The sequence below is a fragment of the Pseudomonas sp. 10S4 genome (assembly GCF_034344865.1).
Taxonomy (GTDB): domain Bacteria; phylum Pseudomonadota; class Gammaproteobacteria; order Pseudomonadales; family Pseudomonadaceae; genus Aquipseudomonas.
The window spans coordinates 6,301,838-6,316,592 of record NZ_CP133774.1 but is presented as its reverse complement, the minus strand read 5'-3'; the positions used below and the strand labels follow the sequence as shown (position 1 = coordinate 6,316,592).

Below are 14,755 nucleotides of genomic sequence, written 5' to 3'. Positions count from 1 at the left end.
TCATGGACTCCCCCACACCTCCTTTAGAAGCTGCTGCGCCAGAACCTCTCACCAGGGGGCACAAGAAACGCGAGCGCACCCGTCGCGGTCTGGTCGACGCGGCATTGCGACTTGTCGCACGTAAGGAGGTGGGGGAGATCGCATTGCTCGAAGTCGCCGCCGAGGCGGCGGTATCGAACGGCACTATCTACAACTATTTTCGAACGCGCGACGAAGTTCTCGAAGCGGTGGGCATTGCCATGGCCGCCGAGTTCTCTGACGCCATTTCTGTCCTGAACGCTGATGTGCATTGCGGTGCACAACGGCTTTCGATTGGTGTACGCATGTTTGTGTGTCGGGCTGCAGCTGACCACCAATGGGCGAATGCGCTATTGCGCATCATCCATTTCGACCAGGCCATGCGCTCGCGCTTGGCTACTCATGTCATGGGGGATCTGCGTGAGGGGCTGCGTGCAGGAACGTTGGCTTATGAGGACGAAGGGATCGCCCTTGATTTGGTCTTATCGTGCACAACCGGAGCGATGCGCTCTGTTGTCGAAGGACGTGCAGTGGTTGAGCACGATGTGCGGGTCGCCGAAATGATTCTCCAGGCCTTGGGCGTAACGCCTGCCAAAGCCCGGAAAATTGCCGTGAAGCCACTACCCACCTGATCTGAGGTCTTTCTTGATCGGTCAGACGTTATTAATCCATTGCCGATAACGCTTCGCCTGGCGTCGAGATTTCAGCTGGTTGCTGATCAATGCCATGAACGGTGACATCCCAGGTCGTATCCGCTTCCCTTGACTCAGCAAGCCAAGCTGCTTTCTGATTAGCGACGCCACTGCAAGCGAAGCCAGCGCCTTGTTCTTCCAGCGGACGACGATGGGCTCTACTTCGGTGTTCTGACCTGCCATCCACTGGCTGGGCAGGGTCGGCTCAATGGCCGACGCCGTGGCAAGTCCGACCATCGACACCGAGCCGCTCACCACTCGCTCCGCGACTTCCTTCCTGCGTACGCCACCCGCAACCATCAGCGGCATGTCCGCGATTTTTCCTATCCTCTCCGCGAATTCGAGAAAATAGGCCTCTCGAGCCAGACTGCTGCCATCGCGGGTCTGCCCCTGCATCGCCGGACTTTCGTAGCTGCCACCTGACAGCTCGACCAGGTCGACCGCCTTGGCGTTAAGCATTTCCACCACGCGAGCCGCATCCTCGGCATCGAAACCGCCGCGCTGAAAGTCCGCGGAATTGAGCTTCACAGCGACGCAAAAAATCGGTTCCACGCGCTGACGTATGGCGTCGATCGTTTTCAGGAGGATTTGCGCACGATTTTCCAGGCTGCCACCCCAGCGGTCGTCACGCCGGTTGGTCAAGGGCGACAGGAATTGGCTGAACAGATAGCCATGGGCCGCATGAATCTCCACCCCCGTAAATCCGGCGCGCTCTGCCAGCACGGCCGCTTGGGTATAGCGCTCAATCAGTTCCTCGATCTCCTGCTCATCCAAAGCCCTGGGTGGTACAAAAGCTTTAGATAGTCCGGGGAAATCGACCGCAACAGCGGAGGGGCCTCTTGCCGGCTGTCCCATTGAGGCCAATAGCTGCCGTCCGGGATGATTGATCTGCATCCAGGCCTGGGCCCCACGACTGCGGCAAGCTTCGGCCCATAACTGGAAATTCCGCAGGTTTCGATCATCCTCAAGCACTACGCCCGCGGGTCCGGTCAAAGCGTGGCGATCAACCATCACGTTACCCGTGATGATCAGGCCGGCCCCACCTTCTGCCCAGCCCCGATAAAGCCTGGCCAACGCTTCCCCTGGAGCGTGATTCTCATTGGCAAGGTTTTCCTCCATGGCAGCCTTGGCGATTCGATTCGGAATCACTACACCATTTGGCAATCGAAGCGGTTCAAAGAGCTTGGAGCCGGTCATATTCTGTCCTTCAGTTAACGATAAATGGACGGCCTTCATTCAAACGGCGACGCCTCTGGCGAAACGTCATCTTCGGGCTACGTCGGTGTACCTGGGGCTGGGGAATTCCCGATAGATGGCTTTGAATGAATCATTTAGCGACTGCATCCGCTTACACAAATCTGAACATTCGTGTTCAATTTGGTCAATGTGCAGGTATCTGAAACGTGCCGGATGGCCTCGCAAATCTTTTGCTAAATAAGATAAAAAGGTTCTTTGCGGTTTTTATTTGAAAAAACAGCTTTGTTTTCAAAAAACAGGATTGACGTCAATCGAACACGAGTGTTCAATTGTCCCGTAAGGCAATCCTAGAGAGAGACCTGTGGAACTCCTGAATCCAACACAGCGCCGCATTCACCAAGCCGCTTTTCGCCTGTTCGCGGAGAAAGGCACTTCTCAAGTGAACATCCTCGACCTTGCGCAAGAGGCAGGGGTGGCGCGTGGCACGGTTTACAGCAACATCGAGAGCATGGAAGGCCTGTTCGAGGCGGTCGCCAGCCATCTCGCGAGAGAGATGCATGAACGGGTCAACAAGAGCTTCAACTCGCTCTCCGATCCTGCTCAGCGCCTGGCCAACGGCATCCGATTCTTCATCCGTCGGGCTCACGAAGACTCCCACTGGGGGGCATTCATCCATAAGTTCGCCATGAGCAACTCTTCGTTGCGTGAAATGTTTACCAGCCAGGCGACGACAGATCTTATGAGTGGACTTTCCACCGGTCGGTACCTGTTTCGGCAAGAGCAATTGCTCTCGGTCCTGACGCTGATATCGAGCAGCGTACTCGGATCCATTTTCCTGGTTCTGGAAGGGCACAGAACGTGGCGCGAATCAGGAGCTGATACGGCCGAACTCGTGCTGCGCGCCTTAGGTGTGCCTCTCGAAGAGGCTAGAGCGCTGGCGACCGTAGAGTTGCCGGTACTTCCCCAGATCGACTAAGCGCGGTAGCCGACACACGACAAAACCCCTGGCATTTTCAGGGGTTCGGGGATCGTTTGCCCTTAAAACTGGATAACAAGAACAATGAACAACAAAAATGAAATGCCCCAGTTGGCGACGCCACAGCCTGCCCGGCATCCACAACCGAGGGTGAAGGCCCAAGGTTTGACTCACCTGATTTTTCAAAGGCCGGACTTGAATGAGGCAGCGCGTTTCCTGACTGATTTCGGTCTGACCGCCAGTTATCAGAATGCCGATACGCTGTATCTGCGCGGCACTGAGCCAACTGCCTACTGTTATCGCGTGCACCGTTCAGAAAAGGCAGGCTTTGTCGGTTTTGGCCTGGCAGTCCAATCGCTCAGGGATCTGGAAAAGCTGACGCAAATTCCAGGTGCATCCTTGGTCGAGGCCTCGATACATCCTGGTGGCGGGCACTACGTCAGACTGACCGATCCTTCAGGCTTTATCGTCGAAGCCGTTTACGACCAGACGCCCAGTAAAAGCCTGGAACACAGGGCTCCACTTCCTTGGAATCTGGCGCAAGAGCAGCCGCGAATCAACGTCACGCAGCGCCCGCCGATTGCGCCGCCTGAAGTCCTCAGACTGGGCCATATCGTCATTGAAGTAGCCGACTATCAGGCGACCTGTGCCTGGTATACGCAGCATTTCGGGCTTATTCCCAGCGATGTACAGGTACTCCCCGACGGCACCCCCATCGTCGCTTTCATGCGCCTTGATCTCGGTGACAGGCCGGCAGATCACCACACGCTCGCGATCGCGCAGGGGTTCATGGCGACCTACAGCCATAGCGCCTATGAGGTCGTCGATGCAGACGCGGTGGGCATGGGGCAACGAGTCCTGCGAGAGCGGGGTTGGGAGCACGCATGGGGAATCGGCCGGCACATCCTGGGCAGTCAGATCTTCGATTACTGGCAAGATCCTTGGGGTGATAAGCACGAGCACTACTGCGACGGGGATATTTTTACCGCCATACAACCTACGGGCATCCATCCCGTGAGTCCCGAGGCAATGGCGCAGTGGGGGCAGAGCATGCCCAAGAGTTTTACAAAACCCAAGATGAGCTTCAGCAATGTCCGAGCGCTGATCCGCAACCTGCGGCGCAGCCCGGATTTAACGATTCGCAAATTGATCACGCTGATGCGGATGTTTGGGTAGGACATGCCGCCACGTTGGACAACTCAACCCCGTATGGCCGGCGAGACGTGCTCAAAGCCGGCGCCTTAATCGCCGGCGGCTCGTTGATCTACAGCATCGCCAGCCCACCCTCAGAACAACACCACAGTTCTCGTGCCATCGAGCGCGGGACAAACGCCGCTCCAGGAGTACCTTCAATGTCTGCTGTACACGTCGTCCGCTTTGAATTTGAGAACGGTATCCACTGGGGCGTGCTACGCCAAGACCGTATCACGGTTGTCCCCGGTATTTTTGAGACCACGGGTGACTTCATCAGCCAGAACAGTATTGATGACCTCGCTCAACTGAATGGTACTCAGTTGGAGGCGCACAAGGTGAAACTGCTGTCGCCGGTGACCCGTAACCAGCAGTTTGTCTGCCAAGGGGCCAACTATCGACAGCATATGATCGAGTCGGGCATGGACCCGGATGCGAAGAAATACAACATGATGTTCACCAAGGCGACCAGTTGTCTGGTGGCTGCTGACAGCGTCCTGATCAAGCCGCGCACCGTGCGCTTTCTCGACTACGAAATTGAACTGGGGTTGGTGATGAAGCGCGCGATCACTGGCGCTGTTTCTGTCACTGACGCCAACCTGCACGAGTTCATTGCCGGTGTGGTCATTGTCAACGACTACTCGGCACGCGACATTCAGATCCCGCAGATGCAATTCTACAAGGGCAAGAGTTTCCGCACATTTGGTCCGGTCGGTCCTTACCTCTGTCTTCTGGATGCCCAGGACATGCATTACCTCAAAGCATTGCAGTTGCGCCTGACGGTCAATGGTGAAGTGCGACAAAGCGATAGCACGGCCAACCTGGTGTATGGCCCCGCTGAAACCCTGACCGAACTCTCCTCTGTCCAAGATCTTGCCCCAGGCGACCTGATCGCCACCGGTACTCCTGCGGGATGCGCACTGACCATCCCTTCGCCGGCCAAACAGCGCATTGCGGCCCTGATGCCAGAAGCCACCAAGTGGAAGCTTTTCCTCAAAGCGCAAGAGGGACGGTCTCAGTATCTCAAGCCAGGAGACGTAGTCGAAGCGCGCATTAGGAGCGCGGATGGCGTAGTCGACCTCGGTGTGCAACGTAACCGAGTCGTAGAGGAAGCCTGACAATGATGGTGCGATCGCTGAACGACATTGAAAACATCGAGCAGGTCCCATTGGCGGAGCGTGGCTTGGCTTCAAGCACCTATGAAGCTCTGACACGGACAGCCGAGCTTGGCCCCAACGCGCCTGCACTGAGTTTCTTCGCCGACGCTACCTGCTTCAGGAACACCCAACACTGGAGCTATGCCGAACTCGTCGAAGATATCACTCGCGCGGCGAATGCCTTCCACGACCTGGGCATTACCCCGGGTGAAGTGCTGGCCTTCATCCTGCCGAACCTGCCGGAAACTCATTTCACCATCTGGGGGGAAGCGGCGGGTGTCGTCATGGCGATCAATCCGCTGCAAGAGGCCAAACAGATAGCTGCCTTGCTACGGGCCGTCAAGGCCAGCGTGGTAGTAACGCTCGCACCGACTCCGGGCAGCGACCTGTGGCTCAAGCTGGCCTCGCAGCTGAGTCAACTTCCCGAGGTCAAGCACGTCGTTTGGGTTGGCATGGGACCCTATGTTGATTTAGCTCAGCGTGAGTCGCTTGAATCCCTGGCACAGAAAGAACGTGAGTTGCACAGGGGGCCCACGATTCACGAATTACGAACGTTGATGGATGCTCAGCCAGGCACGCACCTGAAGAGCGACCGGCAATTCCGACCTGAGGATCGTTCCTCTTACTTCTGCACCGGTGGTACCACCGGGCTGCCCAAGATCGCGATGCGTAGCCATGGGGCGGAGGTCTTCAACGCGTGGGCCATGGCTACGCACATGCAACCACATGGGCATGGCCAGGTCATTTTCTGCGGGTTGCCGCTGTTTCATGTAAACGCTCAGCTGGTGACAGGCCTGATGCCTTGGACCCAAGGTGATCATGTCATTCTCGGCACGCCGCAGGGCTATCGCGGTGAGGGTGTTATCCCACGCTTCTGGGAGATGGTTGAGTACTTCGGCATCAACTTCTTCTCCGGCGTTCCTACCGTCTATTCCGCACTTTTGCAAAATGAGCTGGAAGGCTGCGACCTGTCCAGCCTTCGTTATGCCATGTGTGGTGCCGCGCCGATGCCGGTCGAACTTTTCCGGGAGTTCGAAGGCCGAACCGGAGTGAAGATCCTTGAAGGCTATGGACTCACGGAAGGCGCGTGCGTTTCCTCGGTTAATCCGCCCCATGGCGAGCGCTACATCGGCTCCATCGGTATACGGATTGCCTACCAAGACATGCGCGTAGTCATGCTCGATGAAGCTGGAGAGTATCTGCGCGACGCCGACATCGACGAAGTTGGCTTGATCACCATCACGGGCCCGAACCTGTTCGAGGGTTACGTTGAGGAAAGCCATAACCGGGGCCTGTGGATCGAGATCAATGGTCAGCGCTGGCTGAATACGGGCGATCTGGGTCGCCAGGAGGGAAATGGCTACTTCTGGCTGACCGGGCGCAAAAAGGAACTGATCATCCGCGGCGGCCACAACATCGATCCCAAACAAATCGAGGAGGCTTTGCAGGCCCACCCAGCGGTGGCGTTGGCGGCTGCCATCGGCAGCCCTGACGCCTATTCGGGTGAAGTGCCGGTCGCTTACGTGCAACTGCGGCCGGGCCACGTCTGCAACATTGAAGAACTTGAGAAGTTTGCTCAGCGCCACATCAGTGAGCGAGCGGCCATTCCCAAGCGGATCGAAATCCTCGAAGCACTGCCGTTGACGGCGGTTGGAAAGATCTTCAAGCCCGCGTTGCAGCAGCGCGAAGTTGCCAGGGTAGTCCGGCAGGATGTGGATCGCATGTGTATGAAGGACATTGCGGTCGAGGTGATTCAGCATGAACAACGTGGATTGGTCGCCTGCATCCGGGCCGGGAGACATCAAGAGTCCCTGGCCCTCCTTCTAGGTCGCTATAGCTTTCAGGTGGAGTGGCTCAAATGACCCTGACTACATAAGTTCGGCACCTCGGCCCTGTTAGTCGTCAGCCAGGGCCTGTTTCACAACTTCGATCAACTCCAACCGGCACTGCCAAGTGCACCGGAAGGCGAAGCTTTGCCTGCGCACCAACCAATAAAAACAATACGAGGTGGGAAATGAAACTGAGCAACCTTGCAACTCCGTGTCTCTCAGCTGTGCGAGAAGTGTCTTCCTGGATTAAATTCACCGGCGCCGCGGCAATACTCTGCGTTTCAACAAGCGCAGGCGCCAATGGCATTGCCTTGAACGAGCAAAGTGCAAGCAGTGCGGGTACTGCTTATGCGGGAAGGTCATCTTCCGCGCTGGACGCCAGTACTATCTTTGGAAATCCTGCAGGTTTGACCAAACTGAAACGTACGGAGATTTCCGGCGGAGCTGCGGTCGTCTCGGTGAGTGATGACATCAGTGATGCGCAGAGCAGCGCCTCAGGAACGAATAAAGGGGACTCGGTACCGCTGGGGGTTGTGCCCTTCGCTTATATGTCGACGCCACTTGATGATCGTTTTTCGATTGGCTTGGGTCTGTATGCTCCGAGTGGTCTGATCAATGATTACGAGAGCTCTTTTCAGGGCCGCTACCATGGTTCCTATAGCACGACCAAGGAGATCACCCTTCAGCCCACCATCGCTTATCGAATCAATGATTACGTGTCCATTGGTGGCGGACCGACCGTAAACCATTTCAACGCAAAGCTTCAAAATTACTTGGCCACCGGCGCCCTGAACAACGGTCAGGACACACTGATCACCATCAAGGGCGATGACACGGCATTGGGCTACAACCTCGGCCTCTTGGTTGACTTGAGTGATGCAACGAGTTGGGGGATTAACTACCACTCGAAGGTGAGCTATCACCTCAAAGGACACACCGAGATTTCCGGTTCTCCGGCTGTTCTTCCACTGGACGGAAATTATGACGCCAAGATTGATCTGGTCATGCCTGAATCCGTGGATACCTCAATCACTCATCATTTCAACGATCGCTGGACAGGATACCTGGGGGCGACTTGGAAACGGTGGAGCCGGCTCGACAAGTTCGAAGCCATCAACAGTGGTGTTTCGCCTGTTGGACAAAGCATCGGACTGGGGCAAGTGGGCGAACCATTGAACTGGCACGACACGTGGTCTGGGGCTGTTGGTGCATCCTATCAGTTGACCTCGCAATGGCTGATGCGCGCGGGCTACGCTTATGATCCTGCGCCCGTTGGCAATGCCGATCGCAGCGTGCGCATCCCCGTTGGGAACCGCCAAGCCGTGACGTTGGGAGGCGCCTACTCTCCGAATTCCGATCTGACGATAGACTTTGCTTATGGTTATCTCTGGGATTCAAAAGTCTCGGTGAAGCAGTCGAACAACTCCGGCCTTCAACCGGAATACAGTGCCAACTACGACAATAGTGCAAATGGAGTTTCAGTGCAGGCAACCTATCGGTACTGATCAATCTGGTCCAAAGCATTTCCACTACAAATTGATTGAGTGGTTTTTCCAACGCCCATTACTGAACCTGTCATGGGGCTCTTTACAGCGGGCTGAAGCTACGCGTTCCACGGCGTTAGTAGCCATGCCTAATCGAGGCGTTTTACCAAGCTCCTTGCTGTCGGTGCACTCTCCACAAGAGGGTCTCTGCTTTATCTCTGCGCCTGTCTGAAGGTCGTCGTTATCCGTGGCGATGTGGAAGACTCCGAACTCGCGCTCCGCGAGTTCGGAATGGCGCCACCGAATTACGCAAATCAAAGTCTGGAGCTGTTGTGTTGCTAAATCGCTACGATTTACTTAAGTGAATGGCAGCTTTTGGCTGGCTGCCTGTCTCGAATGGCCGCAATCGCCCAAAGTGAACAGTCGGAGGCCCACCGATGCCTTTCTGATCGAGTCCGTACCTCTCATCTGGATTTCATATCACGACATGTGTTGTCGTACAACTAGGGTGGTCTATCATTCCTTGTCGTCATCCCCCCACCAGGATTAATCACCCTGGCAGGCCCACAGCTAGCGGACTATAAGCGGAACCGAAATTTTTCGGACGCTCTTTGTCGAGACAGACGGCCATTTTTCAGATTGACAGCCGGGTAGGGAGCTAGCTATAAAAGGCGTAGTTGTACGACGACAGACGATAGATCGCCTGTTCACCCCTAAAAATAAAAAAGAGTGTCGGCCCTCATCATGAATTCAACTCGCTTACTCATCCCCCTGCATGCCGCGCCTAATGGTCCGATCCTGATTGCTTGCCTCTATACAGACTCAGGTCCATTACAGGCAACCGTCCCGCCACACGCCCGATAGCCCTTGCAACACGTTCAACTCCAGCCGAAAAGCATGGAGAACGTGCACCTGCACTCTCACATTGATGTCGAGAGATCATCACCCTAATCCAATAATAAAGTGATGCCATGAATCTGAACGAGCCCATCAATCCGCAACGCATAGGCCAGGCTGTAGGCAAATATCGCTGGACGATCTGCGCGTTGTTGTTCTTTGCTACCACCGTCAATTACCTGGATCGCCAGGTGCTCAGTCTGTTGGCGCCGGATCTGTCGACGCAATTTGGCTGGAGTAATACCGATTACGCCAACATCGCCTCGGTCTTTCAGTTTGTGTATGCGATTTCCATGCTATTCGCCGGCCGTGTGGTGGATAAGATCGGCACCAAGACCGCCTATGTAGTAGCGATTGGCATCTGGTCTACCGGCGCGATGATGCACGCGTTTTCGGTGCCGATGGGTGAGGGGATCGCCGCTGTGTGCAGCGCATTCGGCCTTGCCGTTATCCCGGTTTCGATCGCCGGCTTCATGCTGTCGCGCGCCGTACTGGCGATAGGCGAGGCGGGTAACTTCCCGATCGCGATCAAGGCCACAGCCGAATACTTCCCGAAGAAAGAGCGCTCCTTCGCCACAGGCATCTTCAACTCCGGAGCCAACGTGGGCGCGATCCTGGCGCCGATTTGCGTGCCGCTGATTGCCGGTCTATGGGGCTGGGAAGCAGCGTTCATCGTGATCGGTATGTTGGGCTTCGTTTGGGTGGCTGTATGGGTTGCGTTGTACCAAAAACCGGAGCAGCAAAAGCGCCTGTCAGCGCAGGAACTGGCCTACATCCGCAGCGATGAGACCGTACAGGTGGACGTCACCCCAGTGTCGGGCGACGTTGCGAAAAAAGTATCGTGGTTCAAGTTGCTGACCTACCGCCAGACTTGGGCCTTTGCCTTCGGCAAATTCATGACCGATGGCGTGTGGTGGTTCTTCCTGTTCTGGCTGCCGACCTATCTGTCGGCGCAATACGGCATGAAGGGTTCAGCCATCGTGATGCCGCTGGCCGTGTTGTACAGCATGACCATGGTGGGCAGCATCGGTGGTGGCTGGTTCCCCAGCTACTTCATGGCGCGCGGCGACAAGCCGTATGACGGGCGCATGAAAGCCATGTTGGTGATCGCGCTCTTCCCGCTGCTGGTGCTGTTGGCGCAACCATTGGGTTACATCAGTTTCTGGGTGCCGGTGCTGCTGATTGGCGTTGGCGCGTCGGCGCATCAGGCGTGGTCGTGCAATATTTTCACCACCGTGTCCGACATGTTCCCGCAAAAAACCGTGGCGTCCGTGGTCGGTATTGGCGGCATGGCAGGCGGCTTGGGCGGCGTGGTGATGACCAAAATCGGCGGCTGGGTGTTCGACTACTACAAATCGATTAACGATATTCATACCGGCTACATGATCATGTTTGCGATCTGTGCACTGGCCTACCTGGTGGCGTGGAGCGTGATGAAAATGCTGGTGCCGCAGCATAAGGAAATTACTGATTTGTAAACGGCTGGCGATGCGGTACGTCCGTTAGACGGATGCTGGATGTGTCGCCGTCATCGCGAACAAGCTCGCTCCCACATTGGCTCGGTGTCGTTCGCAAGTGTTGCGGCCGACACCGGCCCTTGTGGGAGCGAGCTTGCTCGCGATGGCGTCAGTGGGTGCACCGCTTAAACATGCTTCGCGGCGCATGTTTAAGGACACTCGGCGTTACGTCCTAAAGGCTACAACACCTTGCGTCATTACCTACGCGTACGCCAGAATCCGCCGGCTTGTGCGCTTTGCCCCCGGACTCTATCGTTTGCCTGCCACTGCCCATCAGTGGTCGGGTTTAGTCGCCCGGTGGTTATCGGTAAGGTGCATAAGCGCCATTCAGTCAGGTCATTCTATGTCTGTACTTGATGGTGGTTGTGCGCAGGGCGCCCTTGGGCGCGCCGGGCTTGCTGATTCCACCGGTCGACTAACCTGCGTACAGCCGCCACCCTCTTTTAGTCGAGAGCGGTAGTGGCCCCAACTCTGGAATCAGATCTATGTTCAAAGTCACATCCAATCCCCCCGACACCGATCCAGTACCCCACGATGCCTCCCTCGACCCCAAAAAGCTCAAAGAGGCAACCGACCGCGCACTCAACTTCTACCTCAACCCCGGGGCGCTGAAAGAGCCGATACCGCCCCGCAAGCCCGGCATCATCTTCCTCATCGACCCAGCGGTAGATGACGAAACGTTGCTCCTCCAAGCTTGCGATTCGTTAGAGTCAGCCAGCGACATGGCCGGTGATATCGCCGGTTTAATGGAAGGCCCGCAACGCAAAAAAATGCTGTTGCTACAACAGGTGATCATGATGGGTGAGTTAGCGGTCAATCGAGTACTGGATAACCACAAACCTGGGTAGTCGCCAGGCACGTTCGTGAGGAAGCTTGCTCCCTCACGACACTCATTTCTGATGGAACACCCTGTGGCGAGGGGCTTGACCCCGTTGGGCTGCGCAGCAGCCCCAAATCGGCCATCGAGTTCTTTCTGAAAAACCGCGACAGCTTTATTGGGGCTCAATTGCAGCCCAGCGGGAGCAAGCTCCCTCGCCACATTTTTCAGTGATCAGCAAAAAAGGTGACAGCTTCATTTTCCAGGAAAATGGATCTGTCACCTTTTTACTGCAAGTAAGAGGAAAGGGCTTTTTATGCGGCTGGCGGTTAGCATGGCGTTTTATCAACGCCCATGTTCGTTAACGTAACCGAGTGGCCCAGACCTTGATCGAACGACGCCAATTCAGCGGTGGCATGAAGGGAAAAACCTCCGCTATTTGAATGAGCAGCCAGATGAGCCGGTGCAAATGGCCCGCACAGGCTTTCTGCTGCTGGAGCATTTCTCGCTGCCCGCGTTTACTCAAGCGCTGGACACGATTATCACCGCGAATCTGCTACGTCCCGGCTTGTTCTCTTCCCGAACGTTCAGCTTGAACGATGGGGAGGTGGTCAGCGATCTGGGCCTGGTCATACGGCCAGATGCGCGGATCGATTGTTCCGGGATTCGTGATCTGGATCTGCTGGTCATTTGTGGTGGCTACCGGACAGAACTGAAGGCCAGCGACGAGTTGATCAGCCTGCTGAGAAACGCGTCAGAGCATGGCGTCAGCCTGGCCGGATTGTGGAATGGCGCGTGGTTTCTAGGCCGGGCAGGGTTGCTTGACGGATACCGTTGCGCCATTCACCCCGAACACCGCCCCGCCCTCGCAGAGTTCTGCAAGGTCACGCAGGTCAGCAGCGAGCCCTACATCATTGATCGAGACCGGCTCACGGCGTCCAGCCCTTCCGGGGCCTTCCACATGGCGCTGGACTGGATCAAAGGCTTGCACGACAAAGCCCTCGTCGAGGGCATTGAAGACATCCTGGCGTTCGAGGAGTCGCGCTACCGGCGCATCAAACCGACTGAAAATATCAGTGTGAGCGCACCGTTACGTGAAGTGGTCAATCTGATGGGCGCCAACCTCGAAGAGCCTCTGGAACTGGATCAACTGGCTGTTTACGCAGGCCGTTCCCGGCGGCAACTCGAACGATTGTTCAAGGAGCAATTGGGCACAACGCCGCAACGCTATTACCTGGAACTGCGGATAACCGAGGCGCGTCGGCTGCTTCAACACACCGAGTTATCCCAGGTCGATGTGCTGGTTGCCTGCGGCTTTGTGTCGCCGAGTCATTTCAGCAAATGCTATAGCTCGTACTTTGGCTACCGGCCTTCCAAGGAAAAGCGGCTGGTCAAATAACCCCCGGAGACCCAGCAATGTCCGACCGAGAAATCATCATTCCTGAAGCCATGAAACTTATCGTTGAACGCGCGGGTTATGCGCCTGCAGTGAGGGTTGGCGACACACTTTACTGTGCCGGTCAGGTTGGAAGAACACCTGACTTGCAAGTCATCGTGGATCCTGAAGAACAGTTCATCTGTGCCTGGGAAAGCCTGCGCCAGGTGCTCGCCGCTGGAGGCTGCACGTTCGAGGATGTGGTCGACATGACTACCTATCACGTTGATTTGGCCAAGCACATGGCGGTGTTTCGTGAGGTGAAAAATCGCCTGTTCCCCAGAGGGCTGTGCGCCTGGACTTGTATTGGGGTGAGTGAGTTAGCTAACCCGGGACTTTTGGTGGAGATTAAGTGCATAGCGGTGCGGCGAGCGTAAGGCTATGCTGGCGCGCATTCTTACTCGCCAATAACAACTAATAATAGTGATGTCATGAGCCAATCAGAGCTGCATGCGACTGCCTTAGCGTTGTATCCAGAGGACTACCGCGAGGCGGCAGCATTGCTCAAGCAAGCCGTGCCTCTGATGGTGCGTCACAACATCCCGCCGAATCCGGTGCATTACGCGCTTTGGTACACCTATAGCAAAGGCCTGGAACCAGAACTCAATCGCCACCTGGACCGGGTTGTTAAAGACTTCGATTACTTCCCCTCGGAGTCCGCTTCCAGGCTTTTTCGCGACTACATTATTCGCGATGAACTGGAAGATGCCCGTGCCGGCCAGCAACAGGCGATTAATCTGGTTGATGGCATGGAACGAGACGTCTCGCATAGCGTAAATGGCAGTCTCAACTTTAAGGCCAGTCTTGGGCACTGCCTGGAAATGCTCGCTGAGCCAGTCGATAAAAGATTGCCGGCAATACTCAACGAGCTTCAACAAAGCACTCAGGCGATGCACGATCAGCAAGAGCGATTCCTTGCTCAACTGCACACTGCCCAAAACGAGATTAAAAGCCTGCGCGATAAACTTGAGCGTGCCCAACTGGACGCATCGCTGGACGGTCTGACTCAAGTGCTCAACCGAAACACCTTCTCTCGAGTGCTGGAGCATGCGCTGAACACCGAAGCGCAAGGCGTCGCGTTGGTGATGTTGGATATCGACCACTTCAAGCAATTCAATGACCAATATGGGCATCCGCTGGGCGATCGCGTGCTCGAACATGTCGGTCAGGTGTTGCGAGCTGCACTGCCACCTCAGGCCCTGGCGGCGCGTTATGGTGGCGAAGAGTTTTGCGTGGTCCTGCGCGAGTGCGCCGATCTCTCCGCTGTCCGTGACTTTGCCGAACTGCTGCGCCAAAAGATTCAGTCGTTGCGGATCAAGGCGCGTGGCACGAACGAAGTGCTCGATACAGTCACGGCGTCGTTCGGTGTTGCCCTCGCTAACGCGGACGATACGGTGGAAAGTCTCGTAGTCCGTGCAGATGATGCGCTGTACCGCGCCAAGCGCAATGGACGCAATCAAGTGGTCTGATTGATGCCGCTTGAGAACGGTGTAGAGACGCTGACAGTGGTTGGGTACAAGGGCACGGAAATCGTCGCGTGTGAAC

11 protein-coding genes and 1 pseudogene are annotated in these 14,755 nt (G+C 56.2%); 11 read left to right on the top strand and 1 reads right to left on the bottom strand.

The features are described 5' to 3' along the window. Positions 1-2: 2 nt before the first annotated feature. Entirely contained in the window at positions 3-650 is a 648-nt protein-coding gene (locus RHM58_RS29435) for a TetR/AcrR family transcriptional regulator (RefSeq protein WP_322268926.1), read from the top strand. A gap of 21 nt (positions 651-671) precedes the next feature. Here the strand turns inward: RHM58_RS29435 and RHM58_RS29430 are convergent, their stop codons facing one another. Continuing rightward, positions 672-1,907 (bottom strand): NADH:flavin oxidoreductase/NADH oxidase family protein, encoded by a 1,236-nt coding sequence (locus tag RHM58_RS29430; protein WP_322268925.1) that lies wholly within the window; start codon positions 1,905-1,907, stop codon positions 672-674. A gap of 361 nt (positions 1,908-2,268) precedes the next feature. Here RHM58_RS29430 and RHM58_RS29425 point away from each other — a divergent pair, with 361 nt between their 5' ends. The 10 genes and pseudogenes from RHM58_RS29425 to RHM58_RS29380 all read left to right on the top strand — a co-directional run bounded on the left by RHM58_RS29425 (position 2,269) and on the right by RHM58_RS29380 (position 14,679). Then, positions 2,269-2,883, top strand: a complete 615-nt coding sequence (locus RHM58_RS29425; RefSeq protein ID WP_201257601.1) for a TetR/AcrR family transcriptional regulator — start codon at positions 2,269-2,271, stop codon at positions 2,881-2,883. An 84-nt stretch (positions 2,884-2,967) separates the two neighbouring features. Then, entirely contained in the window at positions 2,968-4,059 is a 1,092-nt protein-coding gene (locus RHM58_RS29420; RefSeq protein ID WP_201257602.1) for a VOC family protein, read from the top strand. Between the two features lie 176 nt (positions 4,060-4,235). Next, positions 4,236-5,192, top strand: a complete 957-nt coding sequence (locus RHM58_RS29415) for a fumarylacetoacetate hydrolase family protein (RefSeq protein ID WP_201257603.1) — start codon at positions 4,236-4,238, stop codon at positions 5,190-5,192. A 2-nt stretch (positions 5,193-5,194) separates the two neighbouring features. Beyond that, positions 5,195-7,093, top strand: a complete 1,899-nt coding sequence (locus RHM58_RS29410) for an acyl-CoA synthetase (RefSeq protein WP_322268924.1) — start codon at positions 5,195-5,197, stop codon at positions 7,091-7,093. A gap of 152 nt (positions 7,094-7,245) precedes the next feature. Then, on the top strand, positions 7,246-8,565 hold the full coding sequence (locus RHM58_RS29405; RefSeq protein WP_322268923.1) for an outer membrane protein transport protein: 1,320 nt from the start codon (positions 7,246-7,248) through the stop codon (positions 8,563-8,565). A gap of 950 nt (positions 8,566-9,515) precedes the next feature. After that, positions 9,516-10,919 (top strand): MFS transporter, encoded by a 1,404-nt coding sequence (locus RHM58_RS29400; protein ID WP_322268922.1) that lies wholly within the window; start codon positions 9,516-9,518, stop codon positions 10,917-10,919. 524 nt (positions 10,920-11,443) lie between these two features. Further along, positions 11,444-11,806, top strand: a complete 363-nt coding sequence (locus RHM58_RS29395; RefSeq protein WP_201257607.1) for a DUF6124 family protein — start codon at positions 11,444-11,446, stop codon at positions 11,804-11,806. 355 nt (positions 11,807-12,161) lie between these two features. After that, a pseudogene (locus tag RHM58_RS29390) lies at positions 12,162-13,174 on the top strand (GlxA family transcriptional regulator). Positions 13,175-13,191: 17 nt separating this feature from the next. Next, positions 13,192-13,587 carry a RidA family protein gene (locus RHM58_RS29385; protein ID WP_201257608.1) on the top strand — a complete coding sequence of 132 codons (396 nt, stop codon included), beginning with the start codon at positions 13,192-13,194 and terminating at the stop codon, positions 13,585-13,587. 54 nt (positions 13,588-13,641) lie between these two features. Next, on the top strand, positions 13,642-14,679 hold the full coding sequence (locus RHM58_RS29380; protein WP_201257609.1) for a GGDEF domain-containing protein: 1,038 nt from the start codon (positions 13,642-13,644) through the stop codon (positions 14,677-14,679). The last annotated feature ends 76 nt before the right edge of the window (positions 14,680-14,755 follow it).

Excerpts from the sequence above, each read along its gene's own strand:
- RHM58_RS29400 (WP_322268922.1), top strand. The coding sequence starts at position 9,516 with ATGAATCTGAACGAGCCCATCAATCCGCAACGCATAGGCCAGGCTGTA.
- RHM58_RS29435 (WP_322268926.1), top strand. The coding sequence starts at position 3 with ATGGACTCCCCCACACCTCCTTTAGAAGCTGCTGCGCCAGAACCTCTC.
- RHM58_RS29405 (WP_322268923.1), top strand. The coding sequence starts at position 7,246 with ATGAAACTGAGCAACCTTGCAACTCCGTGTCTCTCAGCTGTGCGAGAA.
- RHM58_RS29430 (WP_322268925.1), bottom strand. The coding sequence starts at position 1,907 with ATGACCGGCTCCAAGCTCTTTGAACCGCTTCGATTGCCAAATGGTGTA.
- RHM58_RS29380 (WP_201257609.1), top strand. The coding sequence starts at position 13,642 with ATGAGCCAATCAGAGCTGCATGCGACTGCCTTAGCGTTGTATCCAGAG.
- RHM58_RS29395 (WP_201257607.1), top strand. The coding sequence starts at position 11,444 with ATGTTCAAAGTCACATCCAATCCCCCCGACACCGATCCAGTACCCCAC.
- RHM58_RS29385 (WP_201257608.1), top strand. The coding sequence starts at position 13,192 with ATGTCCGACCGAGAAATCATCATTCCTGAAGCCATGAAACTTATCGTT.
- RHM58_RS29415 (WP_201257603.1), top strand. The coding sequence starts at position 4,236 with ATGTCTGCTGTACACGTCGTCCGCTTTGAATTTGAGAACGGTATCCAC.
- RHM58_RS29410 (WP_322268924.1), top strand. The coding sequence starts at position 5,195 with ATGATGGTGCGATCGCTGAACGACATTGAAAACATCGAGCAGGTCCCA.
- RHM58_RS29420 (WP_201257602.1), top strand. The coding sequence starts at position 2,968 with ATGAACAACAAAAATGAAATGCCCCAGTTGGCGACGCCACAGCCTGCC.